We start from the raw sequence: 22524 nt of genomic DNA, 5'->3' as shown, positions 1-22524 counted from the left end.
TCCGGCTCAGGGGATGAGGACGACCTTGCCGGTCGTGCCGCGGGTTTCTAGGGCGCGGTGGGCGGCGGCGGCTTCGGCGAGCGGGTAGCGCTGGACCGCGGGGCGCAGCCGTCCGGCTGCCGCTTCGGCGAGGGCGCGGGTTTCTAGGGCGCGCAGGCCGCCGCCGCGTTGGAGCATGGCCGGTCCGAGGACGCTCTCGGACGTGATGGCGCGTGCGGCGAGTTCGTCGTCGGTGAAGGTGAGCGGGCGGCCGTCGTGGAGTCCGCTGCCGGACCAGCCGTAGACGATGTGCTGTCCGCCCTTGCCGAGGAGGTCGACGGCGGCGCGGGCGGTGGTGGAGCCGACGGAGTCGTACACGACGGTGGCGGGCCGGCCGAGGACGTCGAGGCGGGTGCGGACGTGACGGGGCCAGTCGGGGAGCGTGTAGTCGACGGCGAGGTCGGCGCCGTTGGCGTGGGCGTGGGCGACCTTGGCGGGGCCGCCCGCGAGGGCGATGACGGTGGCTCCGGCGTTCTTGGCGTACTGGACGAGCAGGGTGCCGATGCCGCCCGCGGCCGCGGTGACGAGGACGACGGAGTCCGGGCCGAGCGGGGTGAATCCGAGGATGCCGAGGGTGGTGCGGCCGGTTCCGATCATGGCGACGGCCGCGGCGTCGTCGAGTCCGTCGGGGAGGGCGTGGAGTCTCCCGGTGTCGGTGACGGCGAGTTCGGCGTAGCCGCCGGGGACGGTGCCGAGGTGGGCGACGACGCGACGGCCGAGCCAGTCGGGGTCGGCGCCTTCGCCGAGTGAGGTGACGGTTCCGGCGACTTCCCGGCCCGGGATGGTGGGCAGTTCGGCGGGGGCGGGGAAGGGGCCGGTCATGCCCTGGCGGAGGGCGGTGTCGAGGAGGTGGACGCCGGCGGCGCGGACGGTGATGCGGACCTGGCCGGGGCCGGGGACGGGGTCGTCGGCGTGTTCGTAGATGAGGTTCTCGGCGGGGCCGAAGGCGTGGAGGCGGACGGCGTGCATGGTGGGCTCCCCGGGGTGTGGGTCTCGGTGTGCCCACCCTCGGACCTCAGGTGCGCTTGAGGTCAAGCGGTGTGCCGGGCGCGGGGGTGTTTCCGGCGAGGACCGGCGGGGCGTTGTCAGTGGTGTGCGTCACGATGGGGCAATGGTGCGCAGCAGCGGTAGTGGTGGCGGTACGGGCAGGGCCGGCCGGGGAGCGAAGGGCCAGGTCGCCGAGGCGCGGCGCCCGGAGGTTCGGTTGCCTCCGCTGGTGGCGTACGAGGGCGGTGGGCTGGAGCCGGACGGGGATTACGACGGTGTGCGGTTCGACGCGGTGGATCTGGCGGACGAGTCGGGTCCGGGGGCGCGTTTCATGGACTGCGCGCTGGACGGCTGCGCCCTAGACCGCACGGAGCTGGTCAGGGCCCGGTTCATCGACTCGGTGCTGACGGGGGTACGGGGGGTGGGCACCGATCTCGCGGGGGTCGCGCTGCGGGATGTGGAGGTCGTGGACGCGCGGCTGGGCGGGGTGCAGATGCACGGCGCGGTGCTGGAGCGGGTCCTGTTCAGGGGCGGGAAGATCGACTACCTGAATCTGCGGAAGGCCCGTCTGAAGGACGTGGTGTTCGAGGGGTGTGTGCTGTCGGAGCCGGATTTCGGGGAGGCGCAGCTGACCCGGGTGGAGTTCCGGGACTGTGTGCTGAAGCGGGCCGACTTCAGTGCGGTGCGGATGGATTCGGTTGATCTGCGGACGGTGGCGGAGCTGGACATCGCACGGGGCGTGGAGCGGCTGGCCGGCGCGGTGATCAGTCCGTCGCAGCTGATGGAGCTGGCTCCGGCGTTCGCGGCGCAGATCGGGGTGCGGGTGGAGGCGTGAGGGGGCCTCCGGGCGGGTGGAGGCGTGACGGAGCCGGGCCCGCGGCCCGGTCAGAGGCGGGGGAAGCGGGCCTGGAGATCCCAGACGGTGGGGTTGTCGGCGAGGCCTTCGTGCATGTCGGCGAGGTCGGCGATCAGGTCGTGCAGGAAATCGCGGGCCTCGCGGCGCAGCAGGGAGTGGCTGAAGGTGAGGGGGGCTTCCTCGGCGGGCATCCAGTCGGCCTCGACGTCGACCCAGCCGAAGCGGCGCTCGAAGAGCATGCGGTCGGAGGACTCGGTGAAGTCGAGTTCGGCGAACTGGCGGCGGTGGGAGCGGTTGCCGCGGGGGTCCTGGTCGAGCTGTTCGACGATGTCGCACAGGGCCCAGGCGAAGTCGAGAACCGGCACCCATCCCCAGGCTGTGGATACTTCGCGGTCCTCTTTGGTGTCCGCGAGGTAGACGTCCCCGGAGAACAGATCGTGGCGCAGCGCGTGGACGTCCGCTCGGCGGTAGTCGGTCTGCGGGGGATCGGGGAAGCGTCGGGAGAGGGAGTAGCCGATGTCGAGCACGGTTCGATGGTGTCATGCCCGGTGTTCCGCTTCCGCATCAGTGGCGGCCGGAGGCGGGGGCGGGGGGTTGCTCAGGGCAGCAGCCGTTGTTCCTTGGCGACGGAGACCGCGCCGGCCCGGGTGTCGACGCCGAGTTTGTCGTAGATGCGGCCCAGGTGCGTCTTCACGGTGGCCTCGCTGATGAAGAGGGCGCGGGCGATGTCGCGGTTGCCGAGGCCTTGGGAGAGCTGCCCGAGGATGTCGCGTTCGCGGTCGGTGAGGGTGGGCAGGGGGGCGCGCATGCGGGCCATGACGCGGCTGGCGACGGGCGGGGACAGGGTGGTGCGGCCCTGGGCGGCGGAGCGGATCGCGGCGAAGAGCTCCTCGGGGCGTTCGGCCTTCAGCAGGTAGCCGGTGGCGCCCGCCTCGATGGCGCGGGTGATGTCGGCGTCGGTGTCGTACGTGGTCAGGACGAGGACGTGGGCGCCGGCGGTGCCGGTCACGATGCGCCGGGTCGTCTCCACGCCGTCGATGCCCTCGCCCAGCTGGAGGTCCATCAGGACGACATCGGGGGTGAGCCTGGCGGTCAGGGCGACGGCCTCCTCGCCGCTGCCGGCCTCGCCGACGACCTCGATGTCGGGCTCGCTGCCGAGGAGGGCGAGGAGTCCGGCGCGCACGACGGCGTGGTCGTCGCAGAGCAGGATCCGGACGGGCGGACGCGGAGCAGCGGTCATGGGGAGTCCTGGGGGGTCGGGGCGGGGGCGGGGGCGGTGGGCGGCTCGCCGGTGAGGGGGACGGCGGCGGTCACCACGGTGCCCTCGCCGGGCGCGGACTCGATGGCCAGGGTGCCGCCGAGCTGCTGGAGCCGGGCGCGCATCGCGGGCAGCCCGTGTCCGCGGACACCGTCCGGGGCTCCGGTGCGTGGGCCGGGCGTGAAGCCGTGGCCGTTGTCGGCGATGTCGAGGACGGTCCGGTCGTCGAGGTGGGTGAGGGTCAGGGCCGCCTCGGTGGCGTCCGCGTGCTCGGTGACGTTGGCCAGGGCGCCCTGGGCGATCCGCAGCAGGGCGGACTGCACGCGGTCGGGCAGGGCGGCGTGGGGTGTGCCCTCGACGTGGCAGCGGACGGTGAGCCGGCCCTGTGTCTGCGCGGTCTCGCGGGCGGCCAGGGCGTGCAGTGCCGCCTCCAGGCCGCCGCCCTCGGCGAGGTCGGCGGGGGCCAGGTCGTGGACGAAGCGGCGGGCCTCGGCGAGGTTGCGTTCCGCGATGCCGGTCGCGGTACGGACGTGGCGGCGGGCGGTCGCCGGGTCGGCGTCCCAGGTGCGGTCGGCGGCCTGGAGCAGCATCTGCTGGCTGGACAGCCCCTGGGCCAGGGTGTCGTGGATCTCCATGGAGAGCCGCTGGCGTTCGGCGAGGGTGCCTTCGCGCCGTTCGGTGGCGGCCAGTTCACGGCGGGTGCGGAGCAGGTCGTCGATGAGTGCGCTCTGGGTGGCGGCCTGGCGCTGCATGTGGATGAAGACGGCGGTGGCCACGGCCGCGACGGCGGGCGGGGCGAGGATCAGGTTCGGGTCGAAGCCGTCGGCCAGCCGCAGTTGCGCGGCGACGACGAACAGGGTCAGCAGCGCGACGAGCGCGAGCGCGGCACGCGGCGGCAGGATGCGCAGCCCCGTGTAGAAGAGCGGGACCGCGCACCAGGCGAAGCTCGGTGCGAGGACGACCAGCACCATCCACACGGCGACGAGCACCCCGAGCCAGACGAGGCGGCGCGGTGTCGGGCGGGAGCCGAGGACGGGGCCGACCACGTACAGGACGGCGAGGGCGACGGACAGCCCGATGATCCACGGGGTACGCGTCTCGCCCGGGTGCCGCAGCAGGAACCGGGTCAGCGAGGCGCCCAGCAGCAGGAAGAACGCGGCGTGCATGAGCAGCGCGAGCCCGCGGGTGCCGGGGTCGCCGGCCTGCCCGGTGCCGGGCGGCAGCGGGCCCCGCCGCTTCACCTCGTACCGCTGCTCCACCTCGTACCCCTGCCTGACCTGCCCGGGCCCTGCTCCTGACCTGCGCGGACCTTCATCGTCACCCCGAACGGGCGTCCCCGCATCAACCGATCGGCCGATGGGGCCGTCAGCCGTCCCGCGTGCGGCGTCGAGCCGGTACGACGACCGTACGGCCCCGGAACCGGCCCAAGGATGGAACACAGAACGCAGAAGCCACGCACCACCCCGCTGAGGAGCCCACCATGAAGAAGATGTCGCTGCGCACCCGTGTCCTGACCGGTACCGTCGCCGTCGCCGCCCTCGGGGCCGGAACCTTCGGTGCCGTGTCCGCGAGCGCCTCCGCCCCGGCCGCCGCGCCCGCCACCACCGTCAAGGCGGACACCGCGAACCGCAACCTCCAGCAGTCCACGCACCTGACCGTGGACGCCGCGTCGAAGGCCGCGCAGGCCGCCCTCGACGCCGCGGAGAAGGAGAACCAGCGGGTCGCCGTCTCCGTCGTCGACCGCAACGGCAACACGATCCTGACGCTGCGTGGCGACGGTGCGGGCCCGCAGGCGTACGAGTCCGCCGAGAAGAAGGCGTACACCGCCGTGTCCTGGAACGCCCCGACCTCGGAGCTGGCCGGACGGCTGGCCCAGGCCCCGAACCTGAAGGACATCCCTGGCACCCTGTTCCTCGCGGGCGGCGCCCCGGTGCAGGTCAAGGGCGCCCCGGTGGCGGGTATCGGAGTGGCCGGCGCGCCCAGCGGCGACCTCGACGAGAAGTTCGCCCGGGCCGGCGTCGCCGCCCTCGCCAAGTAGTCGAAGCCAACCGCAGGAGACGGATATGAACGCCCTCGATCAGCAGCTGCTCGACGCCGCACGCGCCGGCGACACCGATGCCGTGCGGACCGCGGTCGAGGGCGGAGCCCGGGTGGACGCCCGGGACGAGGAGCTGCGCACCCCGCTGCTCCTGGCCGTTCACGGCGGCCATGTGGAGACCGCGCGGCTGCTCGTCGACGCGGGTGCCGACCCGGACGCGCAGGACAGCCGGGAGGAGAGCCCGTGGCTGGCCACCGGTGTGACGGGCAGCGTCGCGATGCTCCACGTCCTGCTGCCGGCCGGGCCCGACCTGAAGCTCCGCAACCGGTTCGGCGGCATCGCGCTGATCCCGGCGAGCGAGCGGGGCCACGTCGCGTACGTACGGGAGCTGCTCCGGGTCACGGACATCGACGTCGACCACGTCAACCGGCTGGGCTGGACGGCCCTGCTGGAGGCCGTGATCCTCGGCGACGGAGGCCGCGCGCACCAGGAGATCGTCGAGCTGCTGCTGGCCGCCGGGGCGGCGCCCGGGCTGCCGGACGGCGACGGCGTCACGGCCCTGGCACACGCGGAACGCCGCGGCTTCGCGGAGATCGCGGCGCTGCTGCGGGGCGCCCCGGGCGATCGGGAGCCCCGGTGAGTGCCCGTCGCGCGGTGCTCCTGATGGCCGCCGCGGCCGTGCTCGCCGGCTGCGCAGGGCAGGCCACGGGCACGCCGGACGCCCCGGCTGCGAAGAGCCCGGCGGCGACCTCTTCGGTACGGGCCCCGGCCGGGAGCACCCCCGACGGCACGCTCCTGGTCGCCGACTTCGGCGGTGACACGGTGACGTTCGTCGATCCGGAACGCGGCGCGTTCGACCGGGTCGAGGTCGGCGCCGCTCCGTACGGGCTGGTGGTCGGGGCGGACGGCCGGGCCTGGGTGGCCACCGCCGAGGGCGTCGCGGTCGTCGACACGCGGACCCGTACCCGGCTGGCCCGTATCCCGTACGCGACGGAGACCGGCCCCGTCACCACGGGCGAGTACCGCGGCGGCGGCATGGGCATCGCTCTGGCGCCCGACGGCCGGCACGTGTACGTCGGCGTCAACGTCCCGGACACGGAAGGGGTCCTGGAGGTGATCGACACCGGGACCCGCGAGGTGACCGGCACCGCCCCGGTCGGCCGCCGGCCCTTCGACGTGGACGTCTCGCCCGACGGCGACGAGGTGTACGCCACCGGCCACGACTCCTTCGACGTGACGTCCGTGCGCACGGACACCCTGCGGACCCGGCGGACGGAGGTGGCCCCGTACGGCACCGAGGGCGGTCTCGGCTCCTGGCTGAAGCCGCACTACGCGGCCGTCCGCCCCGCCGACGGGAAGCTGCTGCTGCCGTTCGAGGGCGAGCGGCTGGCGGTCCTCGATCCGCGGACCGGCGAGGTGACGGTCGAGCCGATGACGGCGAACACGCACCAGCACGGCGCGACGACGGCCCCCGACGGCACGCTGCTCGTCGTCGGCACCGGCCCGATCGCCTCCGACGACGAGGAGGCGTCGCTGACGGTCCGGAAGCCGGACGGCACCGAGCGCGTCATCGGGCTGGACGGCCCGCACGAGGACGTGGCGGTGTCCGCGGACGGCCGCACGGCGTACGTCACCGGCGGCTTCACCCGGGACGGGTACTGGAACGGCATCACGGTCGTGGACCTCGCCGGGAAGAAGGACCCGGTCCGGCTGGCGGCGGGCGAGCGGCCGCTGGGCATTGCGGTGCTCTGAGGACCGGGAAGGCGGGCGGCCGCTGGGCATTGCGGTGCTCTGAGGACCGGGAAGGCGGGCGGCCGCTGGGCATTGCGGTGCTCTGAGGACCGGGAAGGCGGGCGGCCGCCGGGCATTGCGGTGCTCTGAGTACCGGGAAGGCGGGCGGTCGCCGGGCATCGTGGTGCTCCGAGGACCGGAAAGGCTCCGCCACTGTCCCGCCGTCCCCGGACTCCGACATTCCGCACATAGGATCACCGGTGTGGATCACCGACCCCCGGCACGCGCACCCCGCAGGGCAGCCGGGTCCGCCGCCCTGCTCCTCGCCCTCGCCGTCCTCGCCCCCGCCTGCTCCGCCGGCAGCGGCGGGGTGGAGGGCAAGCCCGGCGCCTCCGGCCTGCGCGACCCGTACTTCCCGAAGCTCGGCAACGGCGGCTACGACGTCACGCACTACGACCTCACGCTCGATGTGGACCCGGACGAGCAGACGCTGCGCGGGACCGCCGTGATCACCGCGCGGGCGACCCAGGACCTGAGTGCGTTCAACCTCGACCTCGCCGGTCTGACCGTGGACTCGGCGACCGTGGAGGGGCGTCCGGCAGCCGTCAACCGGGCGGGCAACGAGCTGACGCTGCGTACGGACGCGAAGGTCGAGGACCGGCTCCAGCGGGGTGAGACGTTCCGTACCGTCGTCCGTTACTCCGGCTCCCCGCGCACGATCACCGATGCGGACGACTCCGAGGAGGGCTGGCTGCCGACCGACGACGGCGCGGTCGCACTCGGGGAGCCGACGGGCTCGATGGCCTGGTTCCCCGGCAACCACCACCCGAGCGACAAGGCCTCGTACGACCTGACGGTCACCGTCCCCAAGGGGCTGACGGCGGTCTCCAACGGGGTGCCGGCCGGGCCGCCGACGGCGGCGGGGGAACGCACCACCTACCGCTGGCACACCGCCGAACCGATGGCGAGCTATCTCGCGACGCTGGCCGTCGGCCGGTTCACGACGAAGACGTCGACGACGGCGGACGGCATCACCGTGTTCACCGCCGTGGACCCGGAGTCGGCGAAGGCGAGTGCGGGGACGCTGGCCCGGGTCCCCGAGGTCGTGAAGTGGGAGGCCGAGCACTTCGGCCCGTACCCGTTCTCCGCCACGGGCGCGATCGTGGACCGCAAGGGGGACTCCGGCTATGCGCTGGAGACGCAGAACCGCCCGTTCTTCCCCGGCCCGCCGAGCGTCGCTCTGCTCGTCCACGAGATGGCGCACCAGTGGTTCGGCGACTCGGTGACGCCCGCGACCTGGCGCGACATGTGGCTCAACGAGGGCCTGGCGACGTACGCGGAGTGGCTCTGGGAGGAGGAGAAGCAGGACGTCCCGGCCCAGGAGTCGTTCGACGCGGCGTACAAGGACGAGGACAACTGGGCCTTCCCGCCCGCCGATCCGCCGAGCGCCGCGGACATCTCGGAGCAGCCGGTGTACGGGCGCGGGGCCATGGTGATCCACAAGATCCGCGAGGCGGTCGACGACGACGAGGAGTTCTTCGCGCTGCTCGCCGGCTGGACGAAGGCGCACCGGCACGGCAACGCCTCGACGGCGGACTTCACCGCGTATGTCGAGGAGGAGACGGGCGAGGACCTGTCGCAGCTGTGGGAGACCTGGCTGTACGGCAAAGACCGGCCCGCCGCGGACGACTGACCCGGCTCCGGGGGCGCGGGGGTGGGCCTGTTGGGCCGGGCTGACCCGGCCCCGGTGAACGTGCGGGCCGGCCGGCTGCGGGAACGCAGGAGCCGGCCCGCCGCGGACGGCGGGCCGGCTCCCGGGGCAGTGCGGGGCGGGCTACTTCACGTTGACGCCGGTCCAGGCGGCGCTGACCGAGGCGAGCTCGGCGCTGTCCGCCCCGTACAGGTCGGTCGCCGCCTTCTCGGTCGCGACGCGGGCGGCCGCGTAGTCGGTGGTGGAGGTCATGTACTCGGAGAGGGCCTTGTACCAGATCTGGACGGCCTTGTCCCGGCCGATGCCGGTGACGGTGGAGCCGTCGGAGGTCGGGGAGTCGTAGTCGACGCCGTTGATCGTCTTCGCGCCGCTGCCCTCCGCCAGCAGGTAGAAGAAGTGGTTGGCGACGCCGGACGAGTAGTGCACGTCCTGGTCGCCGACGCTGCTGTCCCAGTAGTCGGCCGAGCCGCCGTCCTTGCTGGGCTCGTCCATGTAACGCAGCGGCGTGCCGTCGCCGTTGATGTCGATCTTCTCGCCGATGAGGTAGTCGCCGACGTCGGTGGCGTTGTCGGCGAAGAACTCCACGGAGGTGCCGAAGATGTCGCTGGTCGCCTCGTTGAGGCCGCCGGACTCCCCGGCGTAGTCGAGGTTGGCGGTGGCGGCGGTCAGGCCGTGGCTCATCTCGTGGCCGGCGACGTCGAGGCCGGTGAGGGCGCTCTTGTTGTCGGCGCCGTCGCCGTACGTCATGCAGAAGCAGCTGTCGTCCCAGAACGCGTTGACGTACGCGTCGCCGTAGTGGACCCGGGAGTAGGCGGCCTTGCCGTCACCGGCGATGCCGTCGCGGCCGAGGGCCGACTTGTAGAAGTCCCAGGTCTTCGCGGCACCGTAGTGGGCGTCGACCGCGGCGGTCTGGCGGTCGTCGCCGGTGCCGTCGCCCCAGGTGTCGTCCTCGTCGGTGACGAGGTCGCCGGTGCCGCTCTCGCCCTGGTTCAGGTCGTACGTCTTGTGGCCGCCGCGGTCGCCGTCGGTCAGCTCGAAGCCGGATCCGGACGCGGTGGTGGAGAGGTCGACGGTGCCGCTGTACTGGCTGTTGCCGACGCCCGCCGTCTCGATGGCCTCGTAGCTGTGCAGCTTCTTGCCGGTGACGGCGTCCGTGATGATGTGCATCCGGCTCGGGGTGCCGTCCTTCTGCACACCGGTCCTCACGGTCTCGAAGGCGAGGACGGGCGTGGTGCCGCGCGCCCAGATCACCTTGCGGGCGCTCGCCGCCGTCCTGATCTTCGCCGTCGTGGACGGCACGGATATCCGGGCCTTCGTCGCCTTGGTGACGCCCTTGAGCTTGCCGCTGCTCGCGGTGTGGGTGACGAGGTCGCCGCCGAGGACCGGCAGTCCGGCGTAGGTGCGCTCGTAGCGGGTGTGGACGGTGCCGTTGGCGTCCTTGATCACATCACGGACGATCAGTTTCTCCTGGGTGCCCAGCCCGAGGGCGGTGGCGGCCGAAGAGGCGTCGGTCTGGGCCGACTTGATGGCGCTCGTACGTGCGGAGGCGCTGTTGAACGCGGGGGAGGTGGGGGAGGTGGTGCGGGGGGAGGCGGAGGAACCGCCGTCGGAGGCGCCCGGGGTGGCGTTCGCCGCACCGGTCTGCACTCCGACGACGACCATCGCGGCCACGGCGGCCAGGGCTGCGGCGCGACGGGTGTTCATGTGGGGGGTCATGCGTTCTCCGTTGCTCGTTCCGTGGGGGGTTACGAGCAGGGAGCGTGCCACCGAATGACCAATTTTGACGGTGTACCAACAATTACCTCACAATTCTTTGACCGTTTCTTGTCCGACTGGGATGCGTCTGTGTCCGCTATCCGGCGGACTCCCATCGATGGGACAACACCGCGTGTCGCGGGCCGCGTCGGGCGCGTTCAGTGGTACGTGGACATGTCGGTGTGCCGGCATGGCGGACGAGGCGTCCGCGCACCCCGCCGTACGCGGACATGCCGGAGCCCCCGGCCGCAGGACGTTCGGCCGGGGGCTCCTGTGAAGCGGTGGTGCTGAGCGTCAGAGGTTGACGCCGAAGTCCTGCGCGATGCCGCGCAGGCCCGAGGCGTAGCCCTGGCCCACGGCGCGGAACTTCCACTCGGCGCCGTTGCGGTACAGCTCGCCGAAGACCATGGCGGTCTCGGTGGCGGCGTCCTCGCTCAGGTCGTAGCGCGCGATCTCGGCGCCGCCGGCCTGGTTGAGGATGCGGATGTAGGCGTTGCGCACCTGGCCGAAGTTCTGGCTGCGGGTCTCGGCGTCGTAGATCGACACCGGGAAGACGATCTTGTCGATGTCGGCCGGCAGGCCCGCCAGGTTGACGTTGATCTGCTCGTCGTCGCCCTCGCCCTCACCCGTGACGTTGTCACCGGTGTGCACGATGGTCTGGTCCGGCGTCGCCTTGTTGTTGAAGAAGACGAAGTGCCCGTCGGAGAAGACCTTCCCCGCGGCGTTGACCGCGATCGCGGAGGCGTCGAGGTCGAAGTCGGTGCCGGTGGTGGTACGGACGTCCCAGCCGAGGCCGACCGTGACGGCGGTGAGGCCGGGGGCCTCCTTGGTGAGGGAGACGTTGCCGCCCTTGGACAGGCTTACTGCCATGGGAAGTCCCTTTCATCTGTCGGTGCGGGCTTCGTGCCATCACGAAGCTACCGTCACAGTTCCTAACGCAAGCAGGGGACCGTGAGGTTCCTTCCGCCTTTACTTTCTTTACCGAACTGATGACGGGGTGCGCGCGGACGGAGGAGGCCTGCGGCAAAAGGAGGTGACGAACCGTGCGCGGTGCGGGGAACATGGGTGTCATGTCCGGGCCCTATTTCATCCGCGGTGCGGTCTCCCTGCCGGAGGCCGAGCTCATGTGGCGTTTCTCGCGGTCCTCCGGGCCCGGCGGGCAGCACGTCAACACCAGCGACTCCCAGGTGGAGCTGCGCTTCGACCTCGCGGCGACCGAGTCGCTGCCGGAGGTCTGGAAGGAGCGCGCGCTGGAACGGCTCGCGAGCCGGCTGGTCAACGGTGTCGTGTCGGTCCGCTCCTCGGAGCACCGTTCGCAGTGGCGCAACCGGGAGACGGCCGTCGTGCGGCTCACGGCCCTGCTGGCCGAGGCCACGGCGCCGCCGCCCAAGCCGCGCGTCAAACGGAAGATCCCGCGCGGGATCAACGAACGCCGGCTGCGCGAGAAGAAGCAGCGCGGCGACACCAAGCGCGGCCGCTCCGGCCGCGACTGGTAGCGCCCGCCTTCCGCTGCGGCCGCGACCGGTGACGCCGTCTTCAGCGCCGCTGCGGCCGCGACCGGTGACGCCGTCTTCAGCGCCGCCCGCGACGGGTAGCGCCCGTCCTCCGCGCCGCCGTCAGCCCAGCTGCCGGTAGCGCCCGCGGAAGTACGTCAGCGGGCCGCCGTCCTCGCTCGGCAGCTGCGCACCGAGCACCCGGCCGATCACCAGCGTGTGGTCACCCGCGGTGATCCGCTGCTCGGTGCGGCACTCCAGCGTCGCGAGCGCGCCCCCGACCAGAGGTGCGCGGGTGACGTCCCCGCGTACGTAGGGGATGTCCTCGAACAGCAGCCGGTCGCTGATCCGGCCCTTCATGGCGAACCGTCCCGCGATGTGCCGCTGGCTCTCCGCCAGTACGGAGACGGCCCACAGCGGCTGCTCCGCCAGCAGGTCGTCCATCCGGGAGTCGTTGCGCAGGCTCACCGTGACCAGCGGCGGGTCGAGCGAGACCGACATGAAGGCGGTCGCCGTCATGCCCACGTCCTCGCCGCGTCCGTGCTCGTCGAGCGGTGGCTCCTGCGCGGTGATCAGCACCACTCCGGCTGCCAGCCGGGCCAGGGCGCCGCGGAACTCGTCGTTGCTCACCCCCTCAGCATGGGGGACGGCTTCGGGACGCGGGGCGGGGGGCTTCGTCTGCAACACACCGGGAACGCTAGCCGCGTACCGTGGGCCGCCGCATCGGGCCAGGGGACCAGCCCCAGGTCCTAGGACCTGTCCGTCGCGGGGCCGTGGCGACAGGAGGTTTGCGTTTTGCGTTCAAGAAAAGGACGGACCGCTGACAGGCGGCACAACGGACCCTTCACCATCTGTTGTGACTTGAGTCACAGAGCGCAATATTTGCTGACCCTGTGTACCGGGTGCACAGCTCACTGTGATTCAGTGGCCGTGACACTGCAGTAAGTACGTCTAGTGCGTCGATATGAAATCTGGAGTGCTGTCGAGGTCTCGGGGAGTGCGAGCAATGGAGGCCGAGTCGGAGCCGTACGTCCGTCTTGCGACGATGCGGCAGCTGCACCAGGCCGTAGCCGATCTCAACACGGCGCGGAGCCTGGCCGACACGCTGCAGACCGTCGCCGACGGAATCGTCGCCGGTCTCGGCTACGAGCTTGCCTGCGTCAACCTCGTCCGTCCCGACGGTGATCTCGTCGTCGCCGCCTTCGCCGGCAACAGCGCCGCCGAGGCCCTGATCACCGGCCGCGTCGGCTCCCGAACCTCCTGGGAGCGCCGGCTGGCCATGGGCGAGATATGGGACGAGCTCCGCTTCATACCCCACACCGACGGCTGGGTCCTCCTCGACGACGACGTCCCGCAGTGGCACACCGAGGGCCCCGAACCCCGCTTCGAGGACGAGTGGCACCCGCAGGACCGTCTCTACGCCCCGATGTACGCCTCGGGCGGCGGCAGCGACCTCCTGGGCGTCATATCCGTCGACCGCCCCCGCAACGGCCGCCGGCCCGGTGCCTGGGGCCGCGAGGCGCTCCAGATGTACGCGTCGCAGTCGGCCATTGCGATCAGCAACGCCCGGCTCCGGGCGAACATGCAGCGCGCCCTGGTCCGCCTGGAGCGTGAACAGCAGGCGCTGCGGGCCAGCGAGGAATCCTTCCGCCAGGCCTTCGAGTACGCGCCCAGCGGCATGGCCATCGCGGAGATGGGCGGTGACCAGCACGGCAGGCTGCTGCGCACCAACGACGCGCTGTGCCGGCTCCTGGGCCGTCCCGCCTCGGTGCTGCGCCGCTACTCCTTCGCCGATCTGGTCCACCCCGAGGACATCGGGACCCTGCTGCGCACCTCCGCCGAGGGCGGCCGTGCCGAGCTGCGGCTGGGCCGCAGGGACGGCACCTATCTGTGGGTCTCGCTGCGCAACTCCGTCGTCGCGGACACCGCGGACGGGCCGCGCTTCCTCCTCACGCACGTCGAGGACATAGAGGAGCGCAAGCGCCACGAGCTGAACCTCGCGCACCGCGCCTCGCACGACGCCCTGACCGGGCTGCCCAACAGCGCGGAGCTGCGGTCCCGGCTCAGCGCGCGGCTGTGTGAGCGCCCGCACTCCGTGATCTCCACGGACGTGGAGGCGCTGGACGCGGCGTACGGGGACGTCGACGAGGCGCGGGCGCACGGATTCCCGGCCGACGGGTTCGGCGCCGGGCGGGCCGTCGGACCGTACGACCACCATGTGCATTCCGTCGCACCGGACACGGTGAACGACGACGGGTCGAAGGGTCTCGCCGTCCTCTTCTGCGACCTGGACGGCTTCAAGTCGATCAACGACCGCTTCGGACATCACACGGGTGACGCGGTTCTCATCGAGGTCGCCCGGCGGCTCACCACCTGTGTCCGTGACGGGGACACCGTCGCCCGGCTCGGGGGTGACGAATTCGTCGTTCTCGCGGACGGGCTGGGGTCCGCGGACGCCGCGGACCTGGCCGTACGCCTGCGTAACGCCATCATTCCGCCCATTCGGGTCGATGGCCGGGCGGTGCGGGTCGGGGCGAGTTTCGGTATCGGCTGGGCCGCCTGCGGCATGACGGCGGAAGAGGTGCTGCGCTCCGCCGACCAGCGGATGTACGTCGAGAAGCGGTCCCGGTCCAAGGTTCACCGCAGGGCCGGCTGACGTTCGCCGGCCCGTCGTTCCGGGGGTGCGTGGGCTGTCTCACGCCGGTTGCCGGCCCGCCTCCGGCAATTCTTGGTGTGGTCCGTTCGGGGTAGGCTCGGCCGGTCGGCGACGGCTGGCGAGGTTCGGCGACGGCTGGCGACATGGTGAGGAGTGACCCAGGGATGGCCGGGAACAACGGCGCGAGCACACCCGAGGACGACGATCCGTTCGGCTACCTCTACGAGGACGGACAGGCGGCCGGCGCGCAGCCGCCGGGACAGGGCGGCTACGGCTACCCGGGTCCCGCCGCGCAGCCCGGCGTGCCCCGGACCTCGTACAACCAGGTGCGGACCGTCGGCGAGCGCCAGTACGGGCAGGTGCCGCCGCAGCAGGCGTACGGGCAGCCCCAGGCGCCCTACGGCCAGCAGAACGGCCAGTACGGCCAGCCGACCGCGCAGTACGGTCAGCCGAACGCGCAGTACGCGGCTCCGGAGACGTACCCCGGTGGAACCACCGCGCAGGTGCCGCACCAGGGCGGCCGCGGCAGTGGCGGCGGTCCCGGCCGGGGCGGTCCGAACACCAAGGGCCTGCTGATCGGAGCGGTCGCGGTGGTCGCGGTCGTGCTCATCGGCATCGGTGTCGCGCTGATGACGGACGACGACAAGGGCGGGAAGAAGGACGAGGCCACGTCCTCCTCCGGTCCGGCCGGCGAGGTCGAGCAGTCCCCGACGCCGGAGCCGGCCAAGAGCTCCGAGGCCCCGGTCGAGCTGCCGAAGCAGGACGCGGCGTCGCTGAAGCTCGGCGGTACCGCGGCCGTGGACAAGACCGTCAAGGGAGCCGAGGGCCCCGACGGCTCCTACGTCTCCGGTTTCAACGCCGTCGGATCGTCCGTCACCTGGCGGGCCGCCATGGAACAGGCGGGTTCGTACCGTCTGACGGTGCGCTACGCGATCCCCGACAAGGACGCCAACGCGACGCTGACGGTCAACGGGAAGCCGAACTCGCAGCCGATCGGGCTCAAGGACTTCATCCAGTCCTCGGACCCGAACTGGGAGAAGAACTGGCAGACCACCTGGGCACCCGTCGACCTGGTCAAGGGTGAGAACGAGATCAGCATCTCGTGCCAGGACGGCAACCAGTGCGACGTGATCCTGGACTGGGTCGAGGTCACCCCCGCGAAGGACTGAGTCCTCCGGACGTGCCCCGCCCGGCGGGTGCGCGCGAGCGACCAAACGATGACGGGCCCCGTCCCACGCCGAGCGCGTGGGACGGGGCCCGTTCCCGTCGGCGCACGGGGGCCGTTCGGGACCGGCGTGCGGTGGCGGACGCGGCGGGGGCCGCTCGGATCAGCGCGCGGCGCCGGACACGAGTCCCAGGAAGTGGCTGATCACGTCGGTCATCGCCTCGCGGCCCGGGGCGATGTACTTGCGCGGGTCCACGCCCGTGGTGTGCTCGGCCAGGTGTGCGCGCACGGCTCCGGTGAAGGCGGTGTTCAGCGCCGTACCCACGTTGATCTTGACCATGCCGGAGGACGTGACGGCCCGGCGGATCTCCTCGTCCGGGACGCCGCTGGAGCCGTGCAGCACCAGCGGGACGGGGACCGCGTCGCGCAGCCGGCCGATCAGCTCGTGGTCCAGGGCCGCGGTGCGCTCGGTCATGGCGTGCGAGGAGCCCACGGCGACGGCCAGGGCGTCGACACCGGTGGCGCGGACGTACGCGGCGGCCTCGTCCGGGTCGGTGCGGACACCGGGGGCGTGGGCGTCGAGCGGTGCCTCGCCTTCCTTACCGCCGACCTTGCCGAGCTCGGCCTCGATCCAGACGCCGCGCTCGTGGCCCCAGGCGACCGCCGCGGCGGTGGCCCGTACGTTCTCCTCGTAACTCAGCTTGGACGCGTCGAACATCACCGAGCCGAAGCCCGTCTCGTGCGCCTGGTGCAGCAGCTCCACGGACTCGACGTGGTCGAGGTGGAGCGCGAGCGGGGCGCCGGAGGTGCGGGCGACGGCCGCGGCGGCGGCGGCGATCGGGGCGAGGCGGCCGCCGTGGAACTTCACGGCGTTCTCGGAGATCTGGAGGATGGCGGGGGCACCGGCGCGCTCGGCCCCGGCGGCGATCGCCTCGGCGTGCTCCAGCGTGATGACGTTGAAGGCGGCGACTCCGTGTCCCCGGGCCTGGGCGGCGGAGACGAGTTCACCGGTGCTGACGAGCGGCATGCTGACCTCTGTGTTTCCTCGGGCCCGGCGGGCGGGTCCGGTGGGGACGCGGCGTTCAGGCCGCGTCTGCGTGTTCCTCGATACCGACGCGCGGCAGCAGCTCCTCGTACGCCGCGCGGTCGAACTCACCGGCCGTGGGGGAGAGCACGGTCGCCGTCGACAGTGCCACCGCCCGCCGCAGCCGGTCCGGCCAGTCCAGGCCTTCCACGAGGGAGGACAGGAGCCCGGCCACCGCGGAGTCGCCGGCCCCGGTCGGGTTGCCCTTGACGGCCGCGGGCGGGGACGCCTGCCAGGTGCCGCCGGGGGAGACCGCCAGCATGCCGTCGGGTCCCAGCGAGGCGATCACCCCGTGTGCCCCGCGGCGGCGGGCGTCGCGGGCGCCGCGCAGCGGTTCGCGGGAGCCGGTGAGCTGGGCGAGCTCGGCGGCGTTCGGCTTGATCAGGTCGGGGCGGGCGGCGATGCCGCGGCGCAGCGGTTCGCCGCTGGTGTCCAGGAGGACGGGGACGCGGGCGGTGCGGGCGAGGCGGACCAGTTCGGCGTAGGCGCCGACGTGGATGCCGGGCGGCAGGCTGCCGCACAGGGCGACGGCGTCGGCGGCGCCGAGCAGCTCGCCGTACGAGGTGAGGAACGCGGTCCACTCGTCGGCGGTGACGTGCGGTCCGGGTTCGTTGAACTGGGTGGTGTCCCCGGTGGCGCGGTCCACGACGGCCAGGGTGCGGCGGGTGTCGCCGGCCACCGGTACGAGTGCGTCGGTGACGGCCCCGGGGCCGGTGGGGAGCGCGGCGAGCATGGTGCGCAGGACGGCTCCGGTGGCGCCTCCGGCGAAGCCGGTGACGACGCTGTCGTGGCCGAGGGCGGCGAGGACCCGGGCCACGTTGACGCCCTTGCCGCCGGGACGCTCGGAGAGTGCGGTGACGCGGTGGCTGGCGTGCGGGACGAGTGCCGGGACGTCGTACGTCAGGTCGAGTGCCGTGTTCAGCGTGACCGTGAGGATCACCCTCGGCCCCTCTCGATCCGTGGAGCGCGGATCTCTTTCCAGAACGCGCTTTCCCTGCTGGTTTCCTCCGCGATCATGTCAAAGAGAGGGCGGTCGGCCCAGACCTCGGGACCAACCGCCGTCTCTTCGTTACGCGGAAGGCGGCCCGGTCAGGCGGGCCGGACGGCCTGCGGCCTGATGATCCACTCGCCCTGGCGCATGACGCCCTTGAGCCGGAACTCCTCGTCCAGGACGACGAGGTCGGCGTCCTTGCCGGGCTCCAGGGAGCCGACCCGGTCGTACACGCCGAGGAGCCGGGCCGGGTTGGCGGAGATGGACTGCACCACGTCGCCGACCGGGATCCGGTCGATGGTGACGGCCCGGTGGAAGGCGGTGTCCAGGGTCAGGGTGGAGCCGGCGATGGAGCCGCCCTCGACGAGCCGGGCGACGCCGTCCTTGACCTCGACGGCGAGCGGGCCGAGCTGGTACTGGCCGTCGCCGAACCCGGCCGCGTCCATGGCGTCGGTGATCAGCGCGACGCGGTGCGCGCCCGCGTGGTGGTAGGCGAGCTCCAGGGCGGCCGGGTGCAGATGCGTTCCGTCGTTGATGAGCTCGACGGTGATCCGCTCGTCCTCCAGGAGCGCGGCGATGGGGCCGGGCGCGCGGTGTCCGAGGCCCGGCATCGCGTTGTAGAGGTGCGTGGCGACGGTGGCGCCGGCGTCGATCGCCTCGACGGTCTGCTCGTACGTGGCGTCCGTGTGCCCGATCGCGGCGATGACGCCGTGCTCGGCGAGCAGCCGTACGGAGTCGATGCCGCCGGGCAGTTCGGTGGCGAGGGTGAACATCTTCGCGGTGCCGCGCGCCGCGTCCATGAGCTTGCGGACCTCGGCCGGGTCCGGGTGGCGCAGCAGGCCCTCGCTGTGGGCGCCCTTGCGGCACGGGGAGATGAACGGGCCCTCGAAGTGGATGCCGGCCAGGTCGCCCTGCTCGACCAGCTCGGAGAGGATGCCGGCGCGCTCGGCGAGGAAGTCCATCTCGCCGGTGACGGTGGAGGCGACCATCGTGGTGGTGCCGTGCTCGCGGTGGGTGCGGACGCCGGTCAGGACGTCGTCCACGGTGCCGGAGGTGAAGGAGCCGCCGCCGCCGCCGTGGTTGTGCATGTCCACGAAGCCGGGCACGATCCAGTGGCCGGACAGGTCGACGGTCGGGGCGCCCTCGGCCGGACTGCCGGCGATGCGGGTGCCCTCGACGATCACCCGGCCGTTCTCGACGGTCCCGGTGGGCAGGACCACCCGGGCACCTGCGAGAACGGTGCTGTCTGCGCGTCCGGCCATCAGGCGGATACCTCCGTGGAGAGAAGATCCCAGGCGAGCAGCCCTGCGCCCAGGCATCCGGCGGTGTCCCCGAGGGCCGCCGGGACGATGTGGGGCAGGCGCTGGAACGTGACGCGTTCCTCGACGGCCGCACGGAGTGGTGTGAACAAGGTTTCCCCGGCCTCGGCGAGACCGCCACCGATGATGAGCGTGCGGGGGTCGAGCAGGGTGAGCGCGGTGACGAGTCCGGCGGCGAGCGCGTCCACGGCGTTGAGCCATACCGCGACGGCCTTCGGGTCGCCCGACTCGACGGCCTTGGCGCAGTCGGCGGCGTCGGCCTCCGGGTCGCCGGAGGCGGCGGCCCAGGCCCGGCTGACGGCGCCGGCGGAGGCCAGCGTCTCCAGGCAGCCGCGCTGGCCGCAGGGGCAGTCCGGGCCGTCCGGCCGGATCACGATGTGGCCGATCTCGCCCGCGTAGCCGTGGGCGCCCGCCTCGATGGTGCCCGCGATGCCGATGGCACCGGCGATTCCGGTGCCCAGCGGCACGAACAGGAAGCGGTCGGCGCCCTTGCCCGCGCCGATCCGGCCCTCGGCGAGCCCGCCGGTCCTGACGTCGTGGCCGAGGGCCACGGGCACGCCGCCGAGCCGTTCGCCGAGGAGCAGACGCATGGGTACGTCGCGCCAGCCGAGGTTCGCCGCGTAGACGGCGATCCCGTTCTCGCCGTCGACGATGCCGGGCACCGCGACGCCGGCCGCGCGGGCGCTCTCGCCGAGGTGCTCCTGGCCGTAGGCGCGCAGATCCGCGGCGAAGGCGAGGACCGACTCCACGACGGCGTCGGGACCCCGCTCTCTGCCGGTCGCGCGACGTGCCTCGTGGAGGAGGGTGCCGTCGGCCCCGACCAGTGCGGCCTTCATTCCGGTGCCGCCCACATCGAGGGCGATGACGTGTTTCACGGGAAACAGTTTCGCCCGACGACCCCCAATAGGTCTAGTCCACTATCGCTGTTTGTTGCGCATCCATACAAAATCGGGGCCGCAACCCGGCGGCAACCGGCCGCAACCCGGACGCAACCCGTCGGCAACGCGCCGACGAGGGGCTATCCGGGAAGGATCACGCTGCGCGACAGGTTGCGCGGATGGTCCGGGTCGTAGCCCTTCGACTCCGACAGGACGACCGCGAGACGCTGCGCCCGGATCAGGTCGGCCATCGGGTCCGCCGACCGGTGCGCGACGAGCGTTCCGCCGACCGCCGCGACCTCACCGGCGAGCCCTTCGGGCAGCGGGCCGAAGACCCAGGCCACCCGGTTCGGACCGGTGATCGCGATCGGGCCGTGCCGGTACTCCATCGCGGGGTACGACTCGGTCCAGGCGCCCGCCGCCTCGCGCATCTTCAGCCCGGCCTCCTGCGCGAGACCGTACGTCCAGCCGCGCCCCAGGAACGTCCACTGCTCGGCCGCGACCACCGTCTCGTCCAGCGGCTCGGTCACCGCCAGTTCCGCGTCGACGGCGGCCTCGGCGACTGTCTTGACCCCGGCCGGCAGCGGGCCCGCCGCCTCCAGACCGGCCCGCAGGAACGCGAGGGCCGTGGTGGCGAACCGGGTCTGGACGACCGACTCCTCGTCCGCCCAGTCCAGTACGGCCACCGTGTCGGCGGCGTCCATGACCGGCGTCTTCGGGTCGGCGGTCAGCGCGACGGTGGCCACCTTGCCGCGCAGTTCGCCCAGCAGCGCCAGCACCTCGCTCGTCGTACCGGAACGGGTGATCGCCACGACCCGGTCGTACGCCCGCCCGGCGGGGAACTCCGAGGAGGCGTACGCGTCCGTCTCGCCCTGTCCGGCGGCCTCCCGCAGTGCCGCGTAGGCGATGGCCATGAACCAGGAGGTGCCGCACCCGGTCACGGCGACCCGCTCGCCCGGACGCGGCAGCCCGTCGAAGGCCGCACCCGCCTCTGCGGCACGACGCCAGCAGCTGGGCTGGGTGGCAATTTCTGATGCGGTACGGGACATGCTGGACGGCTCCTCGCGCCTGGGCGGTGGCCGGGTCGGGCCCGGCCGAGACCTCCTTAGCAGTCACTCCGCGTCCCGTGCAATGCTGCTGTGTTGCGGAAGCGATACCCCCGTGGTGTAGACCATTTCTCGGGCGTGGTGCAAAATCGCAGCTCATCCGGAGGACGCCCACGCCGACGTGGGTGCCGTGGGTGGCGCAATAGACGAGGACGGACTGGGCTGTGCAGCGGCGTTACTTGGGACTGACGGCGGCTGTCGCCGCACTGGGGATGACCGTCTCGCTGGCGGGCTGCGGGGGCGACGGGGGCTCGGGAGACGTCACGCTGAAACTCGTCGCGGCCGACTACGGCACCGGCGAGGCCAACAAGTCGCGGACGTACTGGGACGGAGTCGCCCGGAGCTTCGAGGCGTCCCACCCCGGCATCAAGGTGGACGTGACCGTCTATCCGTGGACGGACGTCGACCGCAAGGTCGCCGAGATGGTGAAGGACGGAAAGGCTCCCGACATCGCGCAGATCGGCGCGTACGCGGACTACGCCAAGGCCGGCAAGCTCTACTCCGCCGACCAGATGCTCAGCATCCCCACCCAGGCCAACTTCCTGCCGAAGCTCGCGGACGCCGGGCGGGTCAGCCGTGTCCAGTACGGTCTCCCGTTCGTGGCCAGCACCCGGCTTCTCTTCTACAACAAGGACCTCTTCTCCCAGGCGGGCCTCCGGGCCCCGCGCACCTGGGGCGACATAGCCTCCGACGCCGAGGCGCTCAAGCAGCGCGGGGTGAAGTACCCGTTCGCGCTGCCGCTGGGCCAGGAGGAGTCCCAGGCCGAGACCATGATGTGGCTGCTCAGCGGCGGCGGTGGCTACACCGACGACGTCGGCTCGTACGACATCGACTCGGAGGAGAACGTCAAGACGTTCGACTGGCTGAAGTCGAACCTCGTCGACAAGCGGCTGGTCGGGCCCGTCGCCCCCGGCAAGCTCAACCGGGCCGCGGCCTTCGAGGCGTTCAGCAAGGGCGATGTCGGCATGCTCAACGGCCACCCGACCCTGATGGAGGAGGCCGAGAAGCAGGGCGTGAACGTCGGCATGGTGCAGCTGCCCGGCGCGGCCGGACCCACCAAGGCGTCGATGGGCGTCGCCGACTGGATCATGGGGTTCAAGCAGAACGGCCATCGTGTGGAGATGGGCAAGTTCTTCGACTTCATGTTCAACGACGAGAACGTGATCGCGTTCGCCGACAAGTACGACCTGCTGCCGGTCACGGACAGCGCGTCGGCGTCGATGGAGGACGACCCCGAGTTCAAGCCGCTGCACCAGTTCCTGACCACGCTGACGAACGCGGAGTTCTACCCCTTCGGCAAGACGTCCTGGGCCCAGGCCAGTGAGTCGATCAAGGAGAACATCGGCAAGGCGGTCGAGCCGGGCGCGAACCCGCAGAGCGTGCTCCAGCACATCGCGCAGGAGTCCTCGGCGGCCGAGAACGCGGAGTAGCGGTCTGCGGCCCGCGCAATATATTGG

At 72.2% G+C, this 22524-nt stretch carries 21 protein-coding genes; 9 read left to right on the top strand and 12 right to left on the bottom strand.

The features are described from left to right. Positions 1-6: 6 nt before the first annotated feature. On the bottom strand, positions 7-1008 hold the full coding sequence (locus ACIQMX_RS06190; protein ID WP_402475333.1) for a zinc-binding dehydrogenase: 1002 nt from the start codon (positions 1006-1008) through the stop codon (positions 7-9). A gap of 142 nt (positions 1009-1150) precedes the next feature. On the opposite strand from ACIQMX_RS06190, the gene ACIQMX_RS06185 reads away from it, so the two are divergent. Further along, a complete protein-coding gene (locus ACIQMX_RS06185) occupies positions 1151-1861 on the top strand; it encodes a pentapeptide repeat-containing protein (protein WP_363077052.1) in 711 nt (236 codons plus the stop codon). 50 nt (positions 1862-1911) lie between these two features. Here ACIQMX_RS06185 and ACIQMX_RS06180 read toward each other — a convergent pair whose 3' ends face one another. From ACIQMX_RS06180 to ACIQMX_RS06170, 3 genes are all read right to left on the bottom strand, one after another. Beyond that, positions 1912-2409: a hypothetical protein gene (locus ACIQMX_RS06180; RefSeq protein ID WP_363077050.1), complete on the bottom strand. Its 498-nt coding sequence runs from the start codon at positions 2407-2409 to the stop codon at positions 1912-1914. A gap of 71 nt (positions 2410-2480) precedes the next feature. Continuing rightward, positions 2481-3122: a response regulator transcription factor gene (locus ACIQMX_RS06175; RefSeq protein WP_363077048.1), complete on the bottom strand. Its 642-nt coding sequence runs from the start codon at positions 3120-3122 to the stop codon at positions 2481-2483. Continuing rightward, complete coding sequence (locus ACIQMX_RS06170) at positions 3119-4399, bottom strand: sensor histidine kinase (protein ID WP_402475329.1); 1281 nt, start codon at positions 4397-4399, stop codon at positions 3119-3121. Before ACIQMX_RS06170 ends, ACIQMX_RS06175 begins: the two co-directional genes overlap by 4 nt. A 221-nt stretch (positions 4400-4620) precedes the next feature. Between ACIQMX_RS06170 and ACIQMX_RS06165 the strand changes: the two genes are divergently transcribed. From ACIQMX_RS06165 to ACIQMX_RS06150, 4 genes are all read left to right on the top strand, one after another. After that, on the top strand, positions 4621-5178 hold the full coding sequence (locus ACIQMX_RS06165; RefSeq protein WP_363077046.1) for a heme-binding protein: 558 nt from the start codon (positions 4621-4623) through the stop codon (positions 5176-5178). Between the two features lie 25 nt (positions 5179-5203). After that, positions 5204-5818 carry an ankyrin repeat domain-containing protein gene (locus ACIQMX_RS06160; protein ID WP_363077044.1) on the top strand — a complete coding sequence of 205 codons (615 nt, stop codon included), beginning with the start codon at positions 5204-5206 and terminating at the stop codon, positions 5816-5818. A gap of 23 nt (positions 5819-5841) precedes the next feature. Beyond that, positions 5842-6930, top strand: a complete 1089-nt coding sequence (locus ACIQMX_RS06155; RefSeq protein WP_402475616.1) for a YncE family protein — start codon at positions 5842-5844, stop codon at positions 6928-6930. Positions 6931-7171: 241 nt separating this feature from the next. After that, positions 7172-8602, top strand: a complete 1431-nt coding sequence (locus ACIQMX_RS06150) for a M1 family metallopeptidase (protein WP_402475325.1) — start codon at positions 7172-7174, stop codon at positions 8600-8602. Between the two features lie 141 nt (positions 8603-8743). On the opposite strand, the gene ACIQMX_RS06145 is transcribed toward ACIQMX_RS06150, so the two are convergent. Together ACIQMX_RS06145 and ACIQMX_RS06140 are read right to left on the bottom strand one after the other, a co-directional pair. Continuing rightward, positions 8744-10336, bottom strand: coding sequence for a M4 family metallopeptidase (locus ACIQMX_RS06145; RefSeq protein ID WP_402475322.1), 1593 nt, complete (start codon positions 10334-10336; stop codon positions 8744-8746). 333 nt (positions 10337-10669) lie between these two features. Beyond that, the gene (locus tag ACIQMX_RS06140; protein WP_328895462.1) at positions 10670-11245 is read right to left on the bottom strand and encodes a TerD family protein; all 576 of its coding nucleotides are present in this window, start codon (positions 11243-11245) and stop codon (positions 10670-10672) included. A gap of 200 nt (positions 11246-11445) precedes the next feature. Here ACIQMX_RS06140 and arfB point away from each other — a divergent pair, with 200 nt between their 5' ends. After that, positions 11446-11871 (top strand): alternative ribosome rescue aminoacyl-tRNA hydrolase ArfB, encoded by a 426-nt coding sequence (gene arfB, locus ACIQMX_RS06135; protein ID WP_219571839.1) that lies wholly within the window; start codon positions 11446-11448, stop codon positions 11869-11871. A 120-nt stretch (positions 11872-11991) separates the two neighbouring features. Here arfB and ACIQMX_RS06130 read toward each other — a convergent pair whose 3' ends face one another. Continuing rightward, entirely contained in the window at positions 11992-12498 is a 507-nt protein-coding gene (locus ACIQMX_RS06130; protein WP_363077038.1) for a flavin reductase family protein, read from the bottom strand. A gap of 376 nt (positions 12499-12874) precedes the next feature. On the opposite strand from ACIQMX_RS06130, the gene cdgB reads away from it, so the two are divergent. After that, positions 12875-14524, top strand: a complete 1650-nt coding sequence (gene cdgB, locus ACIQMX_RS06125; RefSeq protein WP_363077036.1) for a diguanylate cyclase CdgB — start codon at positions 12875-12877, stop codon at positions 14522-14524. Between the two features lie 164 nt (positions 14525-14688). After that, complete coding sequence (locus ACIQMX_RS06120) at positions 14689-15693, top strand: CBM35 domain-containing protein (protein WP_363077034.1); 1005 nt, start codon at positions 14689-14691, stop codon at positions 15691-15693. 159 nt (positions 15694-15852) lie between these two features. Here ACIQMX_RS06120 and ACIQMX_RS06115 read toward each other — a convergent pair whose 3' ends face one another. The 5 genes from ACIQMX_RS06115 to ACIQMX_RS06095 all read right to left on the bottom strand — a co-directional run bounded on the left by ACIQMX_RS06115 (position 15853) and on the right by ACIQMX_RS06095 (position 21010). Continuing rightward, on the bottom strand, positions 15853-16716 hold the full coding sequence (locus ACIQMX_RS06115; RefSeq protein WP_363077032.1) for a class II fructose-bisphosphate aldolase: 864 nt from the start codon (positions 16714-16716) through the stop codon (positions 15853-15855). A gap of 55 nt (positions 16717-16771) precedes the next feature. Beyond that, a complete protein-coding gene (locus ACIQMX_RS06110; protein ID WP_363077030.1) occupies positions 16772-17713 on the bottom strand; it encodes a 1-phosphofructokinase family hexose kinase in 942 nt (313 codons plus the stop codon). A gap of 149 nt (positions 17714-17862) precedes the next feature. After that, on the bottom strand, positions 17863-19026 hold the full coding sequence (nagA, locus tag ACIQMX_RS06105; protein WP_363077028.1) for an N-acetylglucosamine-6-phosphate deacetylase: 1164 nt from the start codon (positions 19024-19026) through the stop codon (positions 17863-17865). Beyond that, positions 19026-19958, bottom strand: coding sequence for an ROK family protein (locus ACIQMX_RS06100; protein ID WP_402475314.1), 933 nt, complete (start codon positions 19956-19958; stop codon positions 19026-19028). Before ACIQMX_RS06100 ends, nagA begins: the two co-directional genes overlap by 1 nt. Positions 19959-20101: 143 nt before the next feature. Then, positions 20102-21010 (bottom strand): sugar isomerase, encoded by a 909-nt coding sequence (locus ACIQMX_RS06095; protein WP_363077024.1) that lies wholly within the window; start codon positions 21008-21010, stop codon positions 20102-20104. Between the two features lie 269 nt (positions 21011-21279). Here ACIQMX_RS06095 and ACIQMX_RS06090 point away from each other — a divergent pair, with 269 nt between their 5' ends. Further along, entirely contained in the window at positions 21280-22497 is a 1218-nt protein-coding gene (locus tag ACIQMX_RS06090; protein WP_363077091.1) for an extracellular solute-binding protein, read from the top strand. The last annotated feature ends 27 nt before the right edge of the window (positions 22498-22524 follow it).

Origin of the sequence: Streptomyces sp. NPDC091416, from assembly GCF_044756845.1 — a bacterium.
Taxonomy (GTDB): domain Bacteria; phylum Actinomycetota; class Actinomycetes; order Streptomycetales; family Streptomycetaceae; genus Streptomyces.
Note: the sequence above shows the minus strand (reverse complement) of the source record. Positions and strands in the feature narration are given on the sequence as shown.